The sequence below is a fragment of the Blastococcus sp. TF02A-26 genome (assembly GCF_003319125.1).
Taxonomy (GTDB): Bacteria; Actinomycetota; Actinomycetes; order Mycobacteriales; family Geodermatophilaceae; genus Trujillonella.
In genome coordinates, this window is the sequence record NZ_QOHG01000024.1 from 44942 (window position 1) to 64002 (window position 19061).

14 protein-coding genes and 1 pseudogene are annotated in these 19061 nt (G+C 75.0%); 8 read left to right on the top strand and 7 right to left on the bottom strand.

Annotation, left to right across the window (positions count from 1 at the left end; translation table 11 throughout):
• Nucleotide 1: 1 nt before the first annotated feature.
• Together DQ240_RS20820 and DQ240_RS20825 are read right to left on the bottom strand one after the other, a co-directional pair.
• A complete protein-coding gene (locus DQ240_RS20820; protein ID WP_113841625.1) occupies nucleotides 2-2161 on the bottom strand; it encodes an acyltransferase family protein in 2160 nt (719 codons plus the stop codon).
• A 236-nt stretch (nucleotides 2162-2397) separates the two neighbouring features.
• A complete protein-coding gene (locus tag DQ240_RS20825) occupies nucleotides 2398-3255 on the bottom strand; it encodes an SDR family oxidoreductase (RefSeq protein ID WP_113841626.1) in 858 nt (285 codons plus the stop codon).
• A gap of 419 nt (nucleotides 3256-3674) precedes the next feature.
• Between DQ240_RS20825 and DQ240_RS20830 the strand changes: the two genes are divergently transcribed.
• The 4 genes from DQ240_RS20830 (at nucleotide 3675) to DQ240_RS20845 (ending at nucleotide 8545) form a co-directional block, all read left to right on the top strand.
• Nucleotides 3675-6224, top strand: coding sequence for an RNA helicase (locus tag DQ240_RS20830; RefSeq protein ID WP_113841627.1), 2550 nt, complete (start codon nucleotides 3675-3677; stop codon nucleotides 6222-6224).
• Entirely contained in the window at nucleotides 6221-7006 is a 786-nt protein-coding gene (locus tag DQ240_RS20835) for a sulfite exporter TauE/SafE family protein (protein ID WP_113841628.1), read from the top strand. The genes DQ240_RS20830 and DQ240_RS20835 overlap by 4 nt, the downstream gene beginning before the upstream one ends.
• The gene (locus DQ240_RS20840) at nucleotides 7003-7761 is read left to right on the top strand and encodes a sulfite exporter TauE/SafE family protein (RefSeq protein WP_113841629.1); all 759 of its coding nucleotides are present in this window, start codon (nucleotides 7003-7005) and stop codon (nucleotides 7759-7761) included. The genes DQ240_RS20835 and DQ240_RS20840 overlap by 4 nt, the downstream gene beginning before the upstream one ends.
• Before the next feature lie 67 nt (nucleotides 7762-7828).
• On the top strand, nucleotides 7829-8545 hold the full coding sequence (locus DQ240_RS20845; protein WP_113841630.1) for a hypothetical protein: 717 nt from the start codon (nucleotides 7829-7831) through the stop codon (nucleotides 8543-8545).
• 7 nt (nucleotides 8546-8552) lie between these two features.
• Here the strand turns inward: DQ240_RS20845 and DQ240_RS23755 are convergent, their stop codons facing one another.
• The 3 genes from DQ240_RS23755 to DQ240_RS20860 all read right to left on the bottom strand — a co-directional run bounded on the left by DQ240_RS23755 (nucleotide 8553) and on the right by DQ240_RS20860 (nucleotide 12175).
• A complete protein-coding gene (locus DQ240_RS23755) occupies nucleotides 8553-9296 on the bottom strand; it encodes a hypothetical protein (protein ID WP_199589439.1) in 744 nt (247 codons plus the stop codon).
• Between the two features lie 115 nt (nucleotides 9297-9411).
• A complete protein-coding gene (locus tag DQ240_RS20855) occupies nucleotides 9412-11091 on the bottom strand; it encodes an alpha-amylase family protein (RefSeq protein WP_113841631.1) in 1680 nt (559 codons plus the stop codon).
• Nucleotides 11092-11125: 34 nt separating this feature from the next.
• A complete protein-coding gene (locus DQ240_RS20860; RefSeq protein WP_113841632.1) occupies nucleotides 11126-12175 on the bottom strand; it encodes a TIGR03885 family FMN-dependent LLM class oxidoreductase in 1050 nt (349 codons plus the stop codon).
• Nucleotides 12176-12234: 59 nt separating this feature from the next.
• On the opposite strand from DQ240_RS20860, the gene hrpB reads away from it, so the two are divergent.
• Both hrpB and malQ read left to right on the top strand, forming a co-directional pair.
• Entirely contained in the window at nucleotides 12235-14709 is a 2475-nt protein-coding gene (gene hrpB / locus DQ240_RS20865; protein ID WP_113841633.1) for an ATP-dependent helicase HrpB, read from the top strand.
• A 240-nt stretch (nucleotides 14710-14949) separates the two neighbouring features.
• Nucleotides 14950-16617 carry a 4-alpha-glucanotransferase gene (gene malQ, locus DQ240_RS20870; protein ID WP_369832026.1) on the top strand — a complete coding sequence of 556 codons (1668 nt, stop codon included), beginning with the start codon at nucleotides 14950-14952 and terminating at the stop codon, nucleotides 16615-16617.
• A gap of 72 nt (nucleotides 16618-16689) precedes the next feature.
• On the opposite strand, the pseudogene DQ240_RS24555 reads toward malQ, so the two are convergent.
• Together DQ240_RS24555 and DQ240_RS20880 are read right to left on the bottom strand one after the other, a co-directional pair.
• Nucleotides 16690-16749 (bottom strand): annotated as a pseudogene (locus tag DQ240_RS24555) (hypothetical protein); the annotation flags it as partial.
• A gap of 36 nt (nucleotides 16750-16785) precedes the next feature.
• Complete coding sequence (locus DQ240_RS20880) at nucleotides 16786-18015, bottom strand: HNH endonuclease family protein (RefSeq protein ID WP_233498873.1); 1230 nt, start codon at nucleotides 18013-18015, stop codon at nucleotides 16786-16788.
• Between the two features lie 254 nt (nucleotides 18016-18269).
• Here DQ240_RS20880 and DQ240_RS20885 point away from each other — a divergent pair, with 254 nt between their 5' ends.
• Entirely contained in the window at nucleotides 18270-18650 is a 381-nt protein-coding gene (locus tag DQ240_RS20885) for a hypothetical protein (protein ID WP_233498874.1), read from the top strand.
• 82 nt (nucleotides 18651-18732) lie between these two features.
• Nucleotides 18733-18933: a hypothetical protein gene (locus tag DQ240_RS20890; protein WP_113841635.1), complete on the top strand. Its 201-nt coding sequence runs from the start codon at nucleotides 18733-18735 to the stop codon at nucleotides 18931-18933.
• Nucleotides 18934-19061 lie beyond the last annotated feature (128 nt).

Sequence of the window (19061 nt, forward strand, 5' to 3'; positions counted from 1 at the left end):
CTCAGTCGCTCCCGAGGAGCTCCACCAGCGGGCCGGCGACCGCGCCGGTGAGGGTCCGGGTGTAGGTCGCGGTCAGGTGGTCGGTGTCGCGGTAGACGATGATCCCGCCGATGACCGCCGGGCAGCGCTCACCCGGGCAGATCCACGGGGTCAGGTCCAGCACCCGGACCCCCGGGATCGCGGCCGCGGCCTGGAGTTCCGGGCTGCCGTCCCAGACCGCCTCCGCCCGGTCGAACGCGCACTCGCTCAGCTCGTCGACGTGCAGGGCGATGCAGTCGGGGACCATGAACTGCGGCCGGGGCACGTCGCGCATCGCGATGACCCGGATGCCCGCCTCCACGAGCGGCGCCCACGCCTCCTGGAGGCCACGGGCCATCAGGTACGCGCCCTCCCGCGGGTTGCGGAGGCCCTCGGGGCCGTTCATCCAGTAGCGGCTCGTCCCGATCAGCACGGCGTCCGGGGGGTCGGCCAGCAGGTCGGCCAGGAGCGCGGCGTTGCGCTGCGCGCAGTCGCTGGGCACGGGCTCGACGAAGTCCGTCTGCGGGGACACGAACGGGCACGCGCTGCGGGTGTGCAGGTCCAGGCGCCAGCCGTTGGCGGCGGCCACCCGCTCGACGGCGGGCGCGAAGTGGTCGGCGTGCGAGTCGCCGATCAGCGCGACGGTGGTCTCGCTGTCGGGGTCGCCGAAGCTGCAGTCGACGCGCCACGGCCCGTCCTCGGGCCAGTCGAGGACGCATCCCGGCCGGTCGAAGGCCGGGTAGTCGTACGGGGCGTTGATCGTGTCCGGGACGATCGACGGGAAGGAGTCGACGGGGACCCCGTTCGTGGGGTCGGCCATCAGCGCGGCGGCGCCCGGGTACACCGAGGAGTCCACCGCCTCGGCCGGCACCGGGCCGGTGGGCCGCGGCACCTGGTGCTGCACGCCCAGCGCGGCGACCACCGCCACGAGCATGCAGATCGCCCCCACCTGCAGCGTCCGGACGCTGTCCCGGCGCAGACCCCGCGCGGCGAGCACCGGCTGCTCCACGAGCCGCAGGCTCAGCCAGGCCAGGACGAGCGAGGCCGCGACGAGCAGCAGCGCCCGCGGCGTGCCCAGCTCCTCCTCCGCGACGGCGGCGCCGATGACCAGGACCGGCCAGTGCCAGAGGTACAGGGAGTAGGAGAGGCCGCCGAGCCAGACCATGGGCCCGCTGGAGAGCAGGCGGTTCTCGTCCGGAGCGGTCCTCGCCAGACCACCGGCGAGGACGGCGACCGCGCCCAGCGTCGGCAGCAGCGCCGCCGAGCCGGGGAACGGGGTCGCGTCGTCGACGGTGACCGCGGCGTATGCGATCGCGGCGAGCCCCACCCACTGGAGGGCCTGCGCCGGCCGGCCGCGGAGGACGAGGGTGGCGGGCAGCACCGCCAGGCCCGCGCCGAGGGCGAGCTCCCACAGCCGCGTCGTCGTCACGAAGTACGCCGGGGCGGGGTTGGCGCCCGTCAGGTGCACCGACCACAGCAGGGACGGGACGGCGATCAGCACGAGCGGCAGCCAGACGTGCCGGCGCGACGGCGCCGCGGCGGTCAGCCGGCGGACCAGGAGCCCCGCGAGGACGAACGCCAGCGGCCAGACCAGGTAGAACTGCTCCTCCACGGCCAGCGACCAGAAGTGCTGGAGCGGGGACGGGGCCTGCCCGAGGGCCGAGTAGTCGACGGAGCGGGCGGCGAGGTCCCAGTTCACGACGTACAGGGCGCTGGTGAGGATCTCCCGGCCGATCTGCAGCCACCGTGTCTGCGGGAGCAGCAGGACCGTCGCCGCGGCCACGGCCAGGAGGGTGACCGTCGCCGCCGGAAGGATGCGCCGCACGCGGCGGGCGTAGAAACCGCGGAGCGAGACCGTGCCCCGCTCCTCCAGCTCCCGGACCAGGCCCTGGGTGATGAGGAAGCCGGAGATCACGAAGAACACGTCGACGCCGACGAATCCGCCGGACAGGCCCGGGACGCCCGCGTGCGCCAGGACGACCAGCGCCACGGCCACCGCGCGCAGGCCCTGGATGTCGGCGCGGAACACGTGCCGCGGACGGGCCGGAGCCGGCTCGGACGTGCGGAGGGGCTCCACGGTCACCGGGAGGGTGAGCGCCGGGTCCGCCTCGTCGGTGGCCCCGGCCGTGTGCCTGCCTCGCATGGACGTCCTCGATCAGGGGCCACGTCCGGGGAGACCCGGGTGGCGCGGAGGGCTGTGGTCGACCGCACAGCCGCTGGCTCGCCCGGGACGGTACATCGATCCGGGATCCCGCCGGTCCGTGTCCGCGGGAGGCCCTACACCCCCACGGCACAGCGGCCACGGCGACCCCAGTCGCCGCAGCCGCCCCGGAGGAGATCGGTCGGCGTGTCGCCGACCGATCTCCTCCGGGCCCGCGGTCAGAGGATGGGGTTGCCGCCGGTGACGGCGACGCGGGCGCCGGAGACGTAGGACGCCTCGTCGCTGGCCAGCAACACGTAGACCGGCGCGAGCTCGGCCGGCTGACCGGCGCGGCCCATCGGCACCTGCTGACCGAAGCTGCCGACCTTCTCCGGCGGCATCGTCGAGGGGATCAGCGGCGTCCAGACCGGTCCCGGCGCGACGCTGTTCGCGCGGATGCCCTTCTCCGCGTACATCTGCGCCAGGCTCGCGGTGAAGTTGGCGATGCCGGCCTTGGTCATCGCGTACGGCGCCAGGCTCGGGCTCGGCATGTCCGAGTTCACCGACGAGGAGTTGATGATCGCGCCGCCCGAGGGCATGTGCGGGATCACGTCCTTGCAGAGGATGAACATCGCGGTGAGGTTCGTGGCGAGGGTGTGGTCCCACTCCTCGTCCGGGACCTCCTCCAGGGTGTCGTGCGTCATCTGGAAGGCGGCGTTGTTGACCAGGATGTCGACCTTGCCGAACTCCTCGACGGCCTTCGGGATGATCGTCTTGGCGTGCGCCCGGTCGGAGAGGTCACCGGGGACCAGCACGCACTTCCGGCCGGCCTGCTCCACGTACTTGGCGGTGTCCTGCGCGTCCTCGTGCTCGGACAGGTAGGAGATGAGGACGTCGGCGCCCTCGCGGGCGAAGGCGATGGCCACGGCACGGCCGATGCCGCTGTCGCCGCCGGTGATGACGGCGGACTTGCCGGTGAGCTTCCCGGAGCCGGTGTAGCTCTCCTCGCCGTGGTCGGGCTTCGGGTCCATCTCCCCGAGGGTTCCGGGCGGGGTCTGCTGCTGCTCGGGCTGCGACTCGGGACGGGGTGACGACACGGGTTCCTCCTGCTGCGTGCGGCGATGCGGCGCGGGGACTGCTCCCCCACTGCCTCGCCGTCGCGCCTACCCGCCCCGAACAGCACGGAACCGGCCGGGCTGGTGCCCGACCGGTTCCCGTGTGCGCGTGCTGCGATCAGGCCGCGCGTGCCACCTGCTGGTGCGCCGCCGCCGGCAGCTCCCAGCGCATCTCCATGTGCCGGTGCCCCGCCTTGTCGACGACGGGCACCCACCTGACCAACGGTCGTTCCTCAACGCGCATCGTGCGTCCGCCTCTCGTTCACCTGTTGTTCACCTTCTGACCTTACTCGGTTCACCTCACACTTCTCCGGAGGCTTCGTGGCCGTTTCGTTACGGACGGGGTCGCCGACGGCGCCTGCGCGGGAAGGGACGGCGCGTCCGGCACGCTGTCCCCCACGATGACCGCGATCCCCGCCCCTCCTCTGCTCGACGACCCGGCCGACCTCTCCTCGCTGCGGGCCCGCGGAGCCGATCCCGACGAGCTGTTCACCGCCTTCGCCGCCTGGACCGAGGCCGGGGGGACGACGCTCTACCCGGCGCAGGAGGAGGCGCTGATCGAGCTGCTCAGCGGCGCCAACGTCGTCCTCGCGACGCCGACCGGGTCGGGCAAGTCGCTGGTGGCCACCGGCGCGCAGTACGCGGCGCTGGCCGGCGGGCGGCGCAGCTACTACACCGCGCCGATCAAGGCGCTGGTCAGCGAGAAGTTCTTCGCGCTCTGCGGGGTCTTCGGCGCGGCCAACGTCGGCATGCTCACCGGGGACGCCGCGGTGAACCGGGATGCCCCGATCATCGCCTGCACCGCGGAGATCCTGGCCAACATCGCGCTGCGCGAGGGCGCCGACGCCGACGTCGGCCTCGTGGTGATGGACGAGTTCCACTTCTACGGCGACCCCGACCGCGGCTGGGCCTGGCAGGTGCCGCTGCTGGAGCTGCCCAAGGCCCAGTTCCTGCTGATGAGCGCCACCCTCGGCGACACCACCGACCTGCGCGAGGACCTCTCCCGGCGCACCGGCCGGCCCACCGCGCTGGTGGCCAGCGCCCAGCGCCCGGTCCCGCTGCACCACTACTACGCGACGACGCCGATGCACGAGACGATCCAGGAGCTGCTGGACACCCGGCAGGCGCCGGTCTACGTCGTCCACTTCACCCAGGCCTCGGCGCTCGAGCGGGCGCAGGCCCTGATGAGCGTCAACGTCTCCAGCAAGGAGGAGAAGGCCGCGATCGCCGACATGATCGGCGGCTTCCGGTTCACCTCCGCCTTCGGGACGACGCTCTCCCGCCTGGTCCGCCACGGGATCGGCGTCCACCACGCGGGGATGCTGCCCAAGTACCGGCGGCTGGTGGAGCAGCTGGCGCAGGCCGGGCTGCTCAAGGTCATCTGCGGCACCGACACCCTCGGCGTCGGCATCAACGTGCCGATCCGCACCGTCGTCTTCTCCGCGCTGAGCAAGTACGACGGCACCCGGATGCGGCTGCTCAACGCCCGCGAGTTCCACCAGATCGCCGGCCGCGCCGGCCGGGCGGGCTACGACACGGCGGGCACGGTGGTCGTCCAGGCGCCCGACCACGAGGTGGAGAACCTCAAGCAGTTCGCCAAGGTCTCCGACGACCCCAAGAAGCGGCGCAAGCTGGTCCGCAAGAAGGTGCCCGAGGGCATGGTCCCGTGGTCGGAGGCGACCATGGAGCGGCTGATCGCCGCCGACCCCGAGCCGCTGACCAGCCACATGCGGGTGACGACGGCGATGGTGCTCGACGTCGTCGACCGCCCCGGCGACCCGTTCGCCGCGATGCGCCGGTTGCTCACCGACAACCACGAGCCCCGCAAGAAGCAGTTGCGGCTCATCCGCGAGGCGATCGGGATCGCCCGGTCGCTGCTGCAGGCCGGCGTCCTCGAGCGGCTGGACGAGCCGGAGCCCGACGGACGGCGCTACGACCTGACGCTCGACCTGCCGGAGGACTTCGCGCTCAACCAGCCGCTGTCGACCTTCGCCCTCGCCGCGATCGACCTGCTGGACGCCGAGTCCGACACGTACGCCCTCGACGTCGTCAGCGTCATCGAGGCCACCCTCGACGACCCGCGGCAGATCCTGGCCGCGCAGCTGAACAAGGCCAAGGGCGAGGCCGTCGCGCAGATGAAGGCCGAGGGCATCGAGTACGAGGAGCGCATGGAGCTCCTCGAGGACATCGGCTACCCGAAGCCGCTGGAGGAGCTGCTCGGGCACGCGTTCGAGGTCTACACCCGCAGCAACCCCTGGGCACGGGACGCGCAGCTGTCGCCGAAGTCCGTCGTCCGGGACATGTGGGAGCGGGCGATGACCTTCCGGGAGCTGGTGAACACCTACGGGCTCACCCGTTCCGAGGGCGCGGTGCTGCGCTACCTCTCCGACGCGTTCAAGGCGCTGCGGTCGGGGGTGCCGGCGTCCGCCCGGACCGAGGAGGTCACCGACCTCGTCGAGTGGCTCGGCGAGCTGGTGCGCCAGGTGGACTCGTCGCTGCTGGACGAGTGGGAGTCGCTGACCGACCCCGATCAGCCGCTGGACCAGCCGGTCGCCGTCCCGGCGCGGCCGCGACCGCTCACCGGCAACGAGCGCGCGTTCACCGCGATGGTGCGCAACGCGCTGTTCCACCGCGTGCAGCTGTGGGGACGGCGGCGCTGGTACGACCTGGGCGAGCTGGACTCCGGCTCCGGCTGGGACGCCGACCGGTGGGGCGAGGTCGTGCAGGCCTACTTCGCCGAGCACGCCGAGCTGGGCACCGGCGCCGACGCCCGCGGCCCGGCGCTGCTCATCTGGGACAAGGCGACGCCCGGTGTCTGGCGGGTCCGGCAGATCCTCGACGACCCCGACGGCAACCACGACTGGGGCATCGACGCCGAGGTCGACCTCGCCGCCTCGGACGAGGAGGGCGCCCTGGTCCTGCGCGTCGTGGACGCCGGGCGGAAGGATTGAGCCCCTGGGAGATGCTCGCCGTCGCCGCGGCAGGGCTGGCGGCGGGCGGGATCAACGCCGTCGTCGGCTCCGGGACCCTGGTCACCTTCCCGGTCCTGCTGGCCGTCGGGTTGCCACCGGTGACCGCGAGCGTGTCCAACAGCCTCGGACTGGTGCCGGGCAACGTCGCCGGCGCGATCGGCTACCGCCGGGAGCTCTCCGGCCAGCGCCGGTTGCTCCTGCTGCTGATGCCGGCCTCGGTGCTCGGCGCCCTGACCGGGGCGTTCCTGCTCCTGCACCTGCCGGCCGAGGCCTTCGAGGCGATCGTGCCGGTCCTGGTCGGGCTGGCCGTCGTCCTCGTGGCCACCCAGCCGCTGCTCCAGCGCACCCTCGCCCGGCGGCGCGCCGCCGCCGGGGACCCCGGGCCGGTGCGGCTCGGCCGCGGGCGCCGCGCGGGGCTGCTCGCCGGGGCGTACGCCACCGGGACCTACGGCGGCTACTTCTCCGCCAGCCAGGGGATCCTGCAGATCGGCGTCTTCGGTCTGCTGCTGCCCGAGCCGCTGCAGCGGCTGAACGCCATCAAGAACGTGCTGACCTCGGCGGTCAACGCCGTCGCGGCGCTGGCCTACATCGTGGTCGCGAGCGACCGGGTGGACTGGGCCGCCGCCGGTCTGGTCGCCGCCGGGTCCGTGGTCGGCGGCTACCTGGGCGGGCGCTTCGGCCGGCGGCTGCCGCCGGTGGCCCTGCGGACGGCGATCGTCCTGCTGGGCTGCGTGGCGATCGTCGTGCTGGTGCGCTCATGAGTCCGCTGGAGTGGGGTCTGCTCGTCCTCGCCGGGATCGGTGCGGGGCTCACCGGGAGCATCGCCGGGCTCGCGTCGCTCGTCAGCTACCCCGCGCTCCTGGCGACGGGCATCCCGCCGGTCACCGCGAACGTCACCAACACCGTGGCGCTGGTGATGACCAGCGTCGGGTCGGTCAGCGCCTCCGGTCCGGAGCTGCGCGGGCAGGGCCGGCGGCTGCTGCCCCTGGCCGCCGCCGCGGTGCTGGGCGGGGCGGCCGGGGCCGCGCTGCTGCTGTCGACCCCGACCGAGGCCTTCGAGCGGATCGTGCCGTTCCTCATCGCGGCGGCGTCGGCGGCGATCCTGGTGCAGCGCCCGCCGCGCGAGCTGGCCGCCGGGCACGCCGCGCCCCCGCGCGACCCGCGGTGGCTGCCGGCCGCGGTCTTCGGCATCGGCATCTACGGCGGCTACTTCGGCGCCGCGGCCGGGGTCCTGCTGCTGGCCACGCTGCTGCTGGCGACCGGCGAGGGGGTGCCGCGCAGCAACGCGATGAAGAACGCCGTCCTCGGGGTGGCCAACGGCGTGGCGGCGATCGGGTTCGTCGTCCTGGCCGACGTCGAGTGGTCGGCTGCCGTGCCCCTGGCCCTCGGGCTCTTCGCCGGTGGGCTGATCGGGCCCCGTGTGGTGCGCCGCAGCCCGCCGGTGTTCCTGCGCCGGGTCATCGCCCTCGCCGGCCTCGCACTCGCCGTCCACCTGGGCATCCAGGCGTTCAGCTGACTGGTGGCAGACGCCGCCAGGCCGCAAGCTGTGCTGCGGTCCAGCAGGCGGCGGCGGAGAGGGAGACATGACGACGGACGACCCGGGGGCCCGGTTCCTCGAGGCGCTGCACGGACCGGTGCCCGACGACCTCGCCGGCCCGGACATGCTGCCCACCCGGCTGGCCCGCGCCGCCGCGCAGGCTCTGCCCGTGGACGGGGCCGGCCTGAGCATCCACGAGGGCGCGGGGCTGCGGACCCCGGTCGGCGCGAGCGACCCGGACGCCGCGCACGCCGAGCGGCTGCAGTTCACCCACGGCGACGGCCCCTGCCTGCGCGCGCACGACACAGCCCAGGGCATCGCCTTCGACCTCGACGACATCGCCCGGAACTGGCCGGAGCTGCACGCCTCGCTGGTCGGCGAGTCGCCCTTCACGGCGGTGCTGTCGCTCCCGCTGCCGCCCCCGCTGGGCCCGACCGTCGTCATCGACCTCTACGCCAACACCCCGGCCCGCCTGGCCGAGGTCCCGCGGGCCGACGTCGAGACCGTCCTGCTGTGCCTGACCGAGGAACTGGTCCGTGCCAGCGACGAGGACGAGGGCCCGCGGTGGTGGGACGCCCCGGACGCCCGCCGGCGGGTCGCCGTCTGGCAGGCGACGGGGATGCTCAGCGTCGTCCTCGAGATGGACGTCGTCGCCGCGCTCGCGGTGCTGCGGGCGCACGCGTTCGCCACCGGCCGGGTCGTGGACGACGTCGCCGACGACCTGGTGACCGGCCGGCTGGACGCCGCGACCCTGCTGGACTGACCCCCGGTCAGCGCCCGACGTAGGCGGCCAGGAACAGCACGAACGCGCTGGAGGCGAGCAGCAGCCGCGCCGGGGTGAGGCCGTTAAGCAGGCTCGACGTCGCCTCCACCCAGGCGGGCCGGACGGCGGCCTCCCGGGCACCGCGGCGGACCAGCCGCACCTCGTCGGCCAGCAGCGCACCGGCCGCGCCGAGCATCGACAGGCCGACGACGAGGAAGACCAGTGCCAGGCCCTCGCCGAACGCGTCGGCCCGCCCGGCGAGCAGCGCGACGACGACGAGGCCGGCGACCAGGCCGAGGAGCCCACCGGCGGCCGGCGCCCACGGACCCATCCGGGTCATCGGGTCACGCCGGCGGGCGCGGACGGTCGGTCGGCTGGTGACCGGCGTCGTCGGGAAGGTGCCCGGCTGCAGCACCGGCGGCGCGTCGTCGGGTCCGGGCGGCGGGGTGTCGCCGGTGAGGGCCCAGGCCGCGACCGGGTCGCCCGGCGGCTCCGCGTCGGGGGCGGGGACGGCGGGCTCGACGAGCGTGGGCGCATCGGCGACCGCACCGGCCGCGGTGGCCCCGGCCGGGACGGCAGCCGCCTCGGCGGTGTCGGGCGTCGTGCCCTCGGCGGTCCGCGGCTGCGGGGCCTGCGACGGCGCCTGCTCCTGGTTCTGCGCCGTACGGCCCATCGGGCCGAAGTACGGCGGGATGGGGCCCGTCTCCTGCATCGGACGGGCCGGGACGGGGGGTGCAGTGGGCTCGGACATCGCGGGCGACGCTAGGCGCGAGGTCCGACACGGCTGGGACCTGCGCGGCGTGTGTCGACATCTCGCCGTGTCGCCACCTGTCCGTGTCGACGAGGTGACTCCCCGACGTCCCCCCTCACAGCAGGCGGCGGCTCTCCCGGGCCACGACGCGCAGCCAGCGGTACCCGTAGCCGTCCAGCGTGAGCTCCACCGACCCGTCGTCGGCGATCGCCGTCGACCGGGTGACCAGCAGGTCCTCCAGGCGGTGGGTCGAGTCGCAGCCGGAGAGGGTGAGCGGCACCGTCCGCGGCTCCGCGCCCAGGTTGTGCAGCGCGACGAGCGCACCGTCGTCCCAGGTGGAGAGGCTGGCGAGCACCTCCGGGTGCGGCTGGCCGAGCACCTCGTAGGTCCCCCACCCCAGCTCCGGCGACTCGCGGTAGCGGCGGATCAGCAGCCGCATGAACGACAGCAGCGAATCGGGGTCGCGCCGCTGGTCGGCCACGTTGACGAACTCCGGGGAGAAGCCGCCCTCCACCACCGGCCCGGGCAGCTTCGAGGCCGCAGCGGGTGAGAAGCCGCCGTTGCGCCCCGACGTCCACTGCATCGGCGTGCGCACCGCGAGCCGGCCCTCGGCGGCCAGGTTCTCCCCCATGCCGATCTCCTCGCCGTAGAAGAGCACCGGGGTGCCGGGCAGGGAGAACATCAGGCTGTAGACCATGCGGACCCTTCGCGGGTCGCCGTCCAGCATCGGGGGCAGCCGTCGGGTGAGGCCGCGGCCGTAGACCTGCATCCGCTCCTCGGGGCCGAAGGCGGCGAAGACCTCCTGGCGCTCGTCCTCGCTGAGCTTGTCGAGGGTGAGCTCGTCGTGGTTGCGGACGAACATCCCCCACTGGTTGTCCGGGGAGACCTGCGGCCGCGAGGTCAGCGCATCGACCAGCGGGGCGGTATCGCAGCGGGCCAGCGACAGGTACATCGCCTGCATCGCGATGAAGTCGAACTGCATGGTCAGCTCGTCGCCGTCCGTGCCGCCGAAGAACTGCTGCTGCTCCTCGTGCGGGAGGTTCACCTCGCCGAGCAGGACCGCCGCCTCGGCCCGGCGGGCGATGAGCGCGCGCAGGGCCCGCAGGTACTGGTGCGGGTCCTGGAAGTGCTCGGCCTCCTGCTCGTCGATGCCGGAGGTCTCCAGCAGGAAGGGGACGGCGTCCACCCGGAAACCGTCGATGCCCAGCTGCAGCCAGAAGCCGATGACCTTGGCGATCTCGTCCCGCACCAGCGGGTTCGCCACGTTGAGGTCGGGCTGCTCCTTGTAGAACTTGTGCAGGTACCACTCGCCCGTCGGCTCGTTGAGCGTCCAGATGCTGTCCTCCTGGTCCGGGAACACGACCTGGTCGGAGGTGTCCGGCGGCTCGTCGTCGCGCCAGACGTAGAAGTCGTGGAAGGGCGACTCCCTGCTCTTCCGGGCCTGCTGGAACCACGGGTGCTTGACCGAGGTGTGGTTGACGACGAGGTCGACGATCACCCGCATGCCGCGGTCCCGGGCGGTGCGGAGGACCTCCACCAGATCTCCGTGGGTGCCCAGCCGCGGGTCGACGCCGTAGAAGTCGGTGATGTCGTAGCCGTCGTCGCGCTCGGCCGTCGGGTAGAAGGGCATCAGCCACAGGCAGGTGACGCCGAGGTCGGCGAGGTGGTCGATCCGCTGGGCGAGACCGGCGAAGTCACCGCAGCCGTCGCCGTTCCAGTCCATGTAGGTCTCGACGTCGAGGCAGTAGACGACGGCCGTCTTCCACCAGAGGTCGCTCGTGTCGGTGATCCGCATGCTCGGGGGCTCCCTCGGCTCAGGAGTGGGGTGGTCAGGCCATCGAGGACTGCAGCGGCTCCTGCTGCGGGCGCCACGGCCCGTCGGAACCGGGCGGGTCGATCGCCTGCGCGGGGGCCGGCGCGGTGACGCCGACCTGGGGCAGCACGGACTCGCCGAACGCGTCGAGGAAGGCCGTCTGCTCCTTGCCGACGTGGTGCAGGTAGATCTCCTCGAACCCGAGCTCGGCGTACTCGGCGATCCAGGCGGCGTGCTGGGCGAGGTCGGCGGAGACCCGGACGGCGTCGGTCACGTCCTGCGGGCTGACGTGCGCGCTGGCCTGCTCGAACGCCTCGGGGCTGTCGAGGTCCCAGCACAGCGGCGGCGGGAAGACGTTGCTGCGCCACTGGTCGTGCGCGATGGCCAGCGCGCGGTCGGGGTCGGGGTCGTAGGAGACGTGCACCTGGAGCACGAGCTTGCCGCGACCCCCGGCGTCCCGGTAGGCGGCGATCATCTCGCGCAGCTTGTCGTGCGGCTGGTTGATGGTGACCAGGCCGTCGGCCCAGTCGGCGCCGCGGCGGGCGGTCGCGACGCTGACCGCGGGGGCGATGAGCGCCGGCTGCGGATCGGCCAGCGTGTAGACCTTGGCGCGGTCGACGCGGACCAGCCCGTCGTGGCTGACCTCCTCCCCGGCCAGCAGGGCGCGGATGACGTCGACGCACTCGCGCAGCCGGGCGTCGCGCAGCTCCTTGCGCGGCCACACGTCGCCGGTGACGTGCTCGTTCATCGCCTCGCCGCTGCCCAGCGCCACCCAGAACCGGCCCGGGAACATCGCGCCCAGGGTGGCGATCGCCTGGGCGACGATCACCGGGTGGTAGCGCTGCCCGGGGGCGTTGACCGCACCGAAGGGCAGGCTCGTCGTGGCCATCGCCGCGCCCAGCCAGGACCACGCGAAGCCCGACTCCCCCTGCCGCGGGTTCCACGGCGTCAGGTGGTCCGAGCACATGGCCGCGGTGAAGCCGACCTCCTCGGCGTGCTGCACGGCGGCGAGCAGGTCGCGCGGGTGGACCTGCTCGTGCGAGTTGTGGAACCCGATGACCGTCATGCAGGGCTGCCTACCCGCGTGCCGGTGAGGCAGTCCTGCCTCACCGGGACACTGGGGCCGTGCTTCCGCCGCCCGGGACGCCGGGAACCGACCTCCCGGTCCGCTCCGCGCTGCCGGCCCTGGCGACCGCGCTGTCGGACCGGGGCACCGCCGTGCTGGTGGCGCCCCCCGGGACCGGCAAGACCACGCTCGTGCCCCTCGCCCTGGCCGACGACGGAGGCGGTCGTGTCCTCGTGGCCGAGCCGCGCCGGGTGGCCGCCCGGGCCGCCGCCTCGCGCATGGCCGCGCTGCTGGGCGAGACCGTGGGCGGGCGGGTCGGCTACAGCGTCCGCGGTGACAGCCGGCGCAGCGCCGCCACCCGGGTGGAGGTCGTCACCACCGGCCTGCTCGTGCGCCGGCTGCAGGCCGATCCGGAGCTGTCCGGGGTGGCCGCGGTGGTCCTGGACGAGTGCCACGAGCGCCACCTCGACACCGACCTCGCCCTGGCCTTCGCCCTCGACGTCCGCGACGCGCTGCGCCCGGAGCTGCCGCTGGTCGCGATGTCGGCGACCGCCCAGGCCGAGCGGCTGGCCGGCCTCATCGGCGGCACGGCCGGGCCGGCCCCCGTCGTCGAGGCGCGCGGCGCCCTGCACGACGTCGACGTGGTCTGGGCCCCGCCGGCCGGCCCGGTCGACCCGCCGCACGGCCTGCGGGTCGACCCCCGGCTGCTCGCGCACGTCGCGGCCACGGTGCGCCGGGCCCTGACCGAGCGCGCCGGCGACGTCCTGGTCTTCCTGCCCGGCGCGGGCGAGATCGGCGCGGTGGCCGGGCAGCTGGGCGGTCTCGACGCCGACGTCCTCCCGCTGCACGGCCGGCTGCCGGCGGCCGCCCAGGACGCCGCGCTGCGGACCGGTCCCCGCCGCCGCGTCGTGCTGGCCACCGCGCTCGCCGAGAGCAGCCTGACCGTGCCGGGGGTCCGGGTCGTCGTCGACGCCGGGCTCGCCCGGGTGCCCCGCGCCGACCTGGCCCGCGGCCTCGGCGCCCTGGTCACCGTCCGCGCATCGCGGGCGGCGGTCACCCAGCGCGCCGGACGCGCCGGCCGGGAGGGCCCCGGGACGGTCTACCGCTGCTGGACGGCCGCCGAGCACGACCGGCTGCCCGCGCACGACGAGCCGGAGGTCGCCGTCGCCGACCTCACCTCCTTCGCGCTCGAGCTCGCCTGCTGGGGCGCACCGGGCGGCGAGGGGCTCGCGCTGCTCGACCGGCCCTCGCCGGCCGCCCTGCTCGTCGCCGGGCAGACGCTGCAGGACCTCGGCGCCGTGGACGGCGACGGGCGGGCGACGTCGCGCGGGCGGGCGCTGACCGCCGTCGGCGTCCACCCGCGGCTGGCCCGCGCGCTGCTGGACGGCGCTCCCCTGGTGGGCCGCCGCCGCGCAGCCGAGGTGGTCGCGCTGCTGTCCGCGGACCTCCCCTCCCGCAGCGACGACCTGGTCGCGACCTGGCGGGCTCTGCGGTCGGGGGCGGACCGGGGAGCCACCGCCCGGTGGCGGGACGAGGTCGCCCGGCTCGAGCGCGCGGCGGACGACGTCGCCGCACCCCGCCTGCCCGACGACACGACGGCCGGCCTGGTGGTCGGCCTCGCCCATCCCGAGCGGCTGGCCCGCCTGCGCCCGGGCAGCACCACGACGTACCTGATGGCCGCCGGCACGGGCGCCGAGCTGGCCCCCGGCACGGCGCTCACCGGGGCGCCGTGGCTGGCGATCGCCGTCGCCGACCGGTCCCCCGGCCGGCGGGACGCGCGGGTCCGGGCGGCTGTCGCCGTCGACGAGGCGACCGCGCTGGAGGCCGGCGGCCCGCTGCACGTCGAGCGCGACGAGGTGTCGTGGCGCGACGGGCGGGTGCACGGCGCGCGCGTGGAGCGGCTGGGCGCCGTCGTGCTCGCCGAGCGGCCGCTGCCCGACCCCGATCCCGCCGCCGTGGCCGCCGCGGTCGCCGACGGCCTGCGCGCGGAGGGGCTCGGCCTGCTGACCTGGACGACGCCGGCCCGGCGGCTGCGCGAGCGGCTGGCCGCGGCGCACGCGGGGCTCGGGGCGCCGTGGCCGGCCGTCGACGACCGGGACCTGCTCGCCGCGATCGACGTGTCCGGCGCCCGCAGCCGCGCCGACCTGGCCCGGATCGACGTCGTCGCGGCACTGCGGGCGCTGGTGCCCTGGCGGGTGTCCGGCGAGCTCGACACGGTCGTGCCCGACGCGGTGACGGTCCCGACCGGCTCCCGGATCCGCGTCGACTACACCGATCCGCTCGTGCCGACGCTGTCCGTGCGGGTGCAGGAGGTCTTCGGGTGGGCGCGGACGCCGGTGGTGGCCGGGCGACCGCTGCGGCTGCAGCTCCTCTCCCCCGCCCAGCGGGTCGTGGCCACCACGTCCGACCTCGCCGGCTTCTGGGTCACCGGCTACCCGGCCGTGCGCAGCGAGCTCCGCGGCCGCTACCCCCGCCATCCCTGGCCGGAGGACCCCGCGACCGCCTCCCCCACGAGGCGGGCCCGACCCCGCTGAGGCCGGGCGAGAGCAGCACCACGTCCGGCTTGCACTGCGGGCACCGGTCCCCGTGGGGAGTATCGGGGGGTGACACGCACCCCGACGACGGACGAGTGGGGAATCGACGCCAGCTGGCTCGACGCCCTCGACGAGGAGCACACGGTCTCCCAGGCCACGATCGACCGGCTGCGGGAGGTGATCGGCACGCCGCCGGACGACCTCGACGAGCGGGCGCCGATCGTCGCCCTGCCCGGTGACGTGCTGGAGGTCGACGAGGCCGAGGTCACCCTCGAGGACGGCTCGACGCGGCACGTCGACGGCGAGCTCGACGACGACTTCCCGCTCGGCTACCACTGGATCCAGGCACCCGGCGGGCACCGACGCCGGCTGATCGTCACCCCCGGCCGGTGCTGGCTGCCCGAGCGGACGTGGGGCTGGGCCGTGCAGCTCTACGCCACCCGCAGCCGGGGCAGCTGGGGCATCGGCGACCTCGCCGACCTGCGCGCCGTCCGCGAGATGGCCGCGGCGCAGGGCGCGGGCTTCGTGCTGATCAACCCGCTGCACGCCGTCGCCCCGACGCCCCAGCAGGAGGCCAGCCCCTACCTGCCGGCGACCCGTCGCTTCCGCAACCCGATCTACCTGCGGGTGGGCGAGGTGCCGGGCGCGTCCGCCGTCGACCTGGACGACGACGCCGGCCGGGCGCTCGGCGACGGCGAGCTCATCGACCGCGACGCCGTCTGGGCCCGCAAGCGCGAGGTGCTGCGCCGGGTCTTCGACGCCACCGGCCGCGACGACCAGGCCTTCCCCGACTGGTGGTGGCACCAGGGCCAGAAGCTGCAGGACTGGGCGACCTGGTGCGCGATCGCCGACCAGCACGGCCCCGACTGGCACACGTGGCCGGAGCCGCTGCGGGACCCGCGCAGCGAGGAGGTGGGCCGGTTCGTCGCCGCGCACGAGCGCGACGTGGCCTTCCACGCCTGGCTGCAGTGGTGCCTCCAGCTCCAGCTGGAGCGCGCGGCGGAGGGCATGACGGTCATCCAGGACCTCCCGATCGGCGTCGCCGGCGGCGGTGCGGACGCCTGGACCTGGCAGGACGTGCTCGCCCAGGGCGTGAGCGTCGGCGCCCCGCCGGACGCCTTCAACTCCCAGGGCCAGGACTGGGGCTCCCCGCCGCTGGTGCCCTGGCGCCTCCGGGCGGCGGACTACGAGCCGTTCATCGAGTCGATCCGCGCCACGATGGCCGGCGCCGGCGGGCTGCGCATCGACCACGTCATGGGCCTGTTCCGGCTCTGGTGGGTGCCGTCGGACGGCAGCGCCGCGGACGGCGCCTACGTGCGCTACCCGGCCGAGGACCTGCTCGGCATCGTCGCGCTGGAGAGCCACCGGGCGCAGGCGCTCGTGGTCGGCGAGGACCTCGGCACCGTGGAGGACGGCGTCCGCGAGGCCATGGCCGAGCACGGCGTGCTCAGCTACCGGCTGCTGTGGTTCGAGGACGACGCCCCCGCCGAGTGGCCCACCGAGGCGATGGCGGCGATCACCACCCACGACCTGCCGACCGTCGCGGGCCTGTGGACCGGTGCCGACCTCGCCGAGCAGCGCGAGCACGGCACGGGCACCGACGAGGAGCTCGAGCGGGGCCGCACCGAGCTGCTCGGCCGGCTGCGCGGGGTGAAGAAGAAGTCCAAGCCGGAGACGGCGGTGCGCAAGGCGCACGAGGCGCTCGCGACGGCGCCGTCGCTGCTGCTGTCGGCGACCCTGGAGGACGCCGTCGCCGACGAGCGCCGGCCCAACATGCCCGGCACCACCGACCGGCCGAACTGGTCGCTGCCGCTGCCGGTGCTCGTGGAGGACCTGCCGCAGCACGAGCTGCTGCAGACCGTGGCGCGCACACTGGCCGACGGCGTCGCGGGCGGCGCTCCGGCCTGACACCTGCTCCCCGGACGCTCGTGCTCTGCCCCAGATACGGGGCAGAGCACGAGCGTTCCGGGGGCTGGTCGGTCAGGGCAGGCTCTGGCAGGCCACCCCGTCGCCATCCCCATCGAGACCGGCAACGTCGCCCCACGTCGGGAAGTACGTGTTGAACCAGGACTGCGCCTAGGCTTGGGTCGCGAAGTCACCGCAGTTCTTCGTGTCGCCGGGGTTGCCCACCGGGGCCGGGGCCGGGGCCGGGGGCGGCGGCGGAGCAGGCGCCGGAGCCGGCCGCGGAGCGGGGGCCGGAGCCGGAGCGGGCCGCGGGGCGGGGGCCGGAGCCGGAGCGGGCCGCGGGGCGGGCGCCGGGGCCGGCCGGGGCGGCACGTCCGCCACGACCCCGCCGGGCAGCGGCTCACCCGCGCAGGCGCTCAGCACGGTGGCGATGGCGTTGCGCTCGGCCTCGGTCATCCACAGCCCGTAGCGCACCTTCACCGCGACCTGCCGGGACACGTAGGCGCACCGGTAGTCCCGGTTCGGGGGCAGCCAGGTCGCCGCGTCACCGTCGCCCTTCTGCTGGTTGAGCGGGCCGTCGACGGCGAGCAGGTTCAGCGGGTCGTTGGCGAAGGCGGTGCGCGTCGTCGCGTCCCACCCCTGGGCGCCCTTCTGCCACGCGTCCGAGAGCGCCACGACGTGGTCGATCTGGACGTCGTCGCTGGTGCCCTGACCGCGGACGAAGGCGATCGTGCGCGCGGAGTACGGATCGGCGAGCGTCCCGGTGGCGACGACGCAGTCGCGGGTGCCCGGCCTGAAGGTCTCCCCGGACAGGTCGCGGGCCAGGACGTCGTTGCGGGTGTCGCAGCCGTTGCGGTCGGTGTCGACCCAGCCCGCGCCGAAGAGGTCGCGGTCGTAGCCGGTCCGCGGGGCGCGGCCGCGCACCTCGACGGCCGCCAGCGCGGCGAGCGCGGTCGTGGGTGCCGCCGCGTCGACCGCGGCCGTCGTCGCCTCGCCGCTGAGCAGCCCGGTGGACGGGTCGATCGCCGTGCCGGTCGCCGCGTCCTCGGCGGCCTCGGCCTCGACGGCGGCGGCGTCGGCGGCCCGGGCCGCGGCCTCCGGGTCGGCGGACGGCGTCGGCGAGGCCGACGGCGTCGTGTCCGCGGCGGCGGAGTCGTCGCCCGACTCCGCCAGTGGCGTCGGGGTGGCCGTCTGGTTGCCGATCATGGAGAGGACGAGGCCGACACCGAGGACCGCGGCCCCGACGCCCCGGGAGGCGATGCCCGCCCACCGGGCCCGTCCGGCCACCAGCGCCCCGATGCCGACGATGAGCACGATCCCGCCCAGCATGAGGACGCCGCCGCCCACGCCGCGCGTCGCGATGCCCGACACGACGAGGACCAGCACGAGAGCGCCGACCACCGGCCGGACCCAGGGCCGGTTCCCCGGCGGCGCTCCGCCCGACGTCGTCCCCGTCGATTCCGATCCCATCCGACAGCCCCCGTCCAGCACTTCCGATACCTGACGGTTCCCACTGTGGTCGGCGCTCCGTGGGCGACCCCGCTCATCCGCGCGGGCGGACGCCGCGTCGCCCCATCCGCCCCGGGCGCCCCGGCGGGCATCACCCCGCCCGTGTCGACCGAACGTGTGTTCGAGTCCCGTGCCAGACTCGACCCGTGGCCGGGGGCATGCAGCGGGGACGGTCGGGGCGGTCGCTGGGCGAGCGCGCCGCCCGCTCCGGCGTCCCCGCGGCCGAGGAGGACTGGGACGCCCCGTTCCCGCAGACGGCGGCCGCCGCGGCGCCACCGGCACCCTCCCCGCCCGACGTGCGCGACCTGCCCGCTCCCCCGCCGGTGACCCGCCGCGCGGACGGCCGCGGGCGGCACTGCTGGGTGCACGACCCACCCGGCGCCCCCGGTGTCTGGCCCGGCCTGCTGGTCGAGTGGCGGCAGACCGACGACGGCTGGCACGGCCGGGTGGCGTTCACCGTGGCCGGCCCGGCGGGGTCGGTGCTGATGGAGGCCTGGCTGCCGGCCGCCGCGCTCGAACAGCGCTGAGCGGCGCAGCCCACGGTTACCGCGGTCGGCGCCGGGCTATGGCCTCCGGCGGACACATCCGAAGAGAGAGCGGAGGACCGCGATGAGCAGCCCCGACGAGCCGACGCTCGACGACGTCATCGACCCCCAGGAGTCCGCGCCGCGGGACCGTTCGCAGCACGCGGGCGGCTACGACCGGCCGAACGACGACGCCCTGCAGCACCGCACCGAGCAGGAGCGGCAGGCGGTCGGCTCCGACGACGCGGACCCGGCCGGCGACCAGATCCACTCGGCGACCGACTAGGTGTACCCAGCCAGGACGTTGGTGACGGTCGGGCGGGCTTGAACGAAGGAGAACCTCCGAGTGGGGTGTGGCTTGTCGAAGGCCCAACACCTGCTCGGAGGTTCTCGTGTCCCACGCTAACGCCCGTA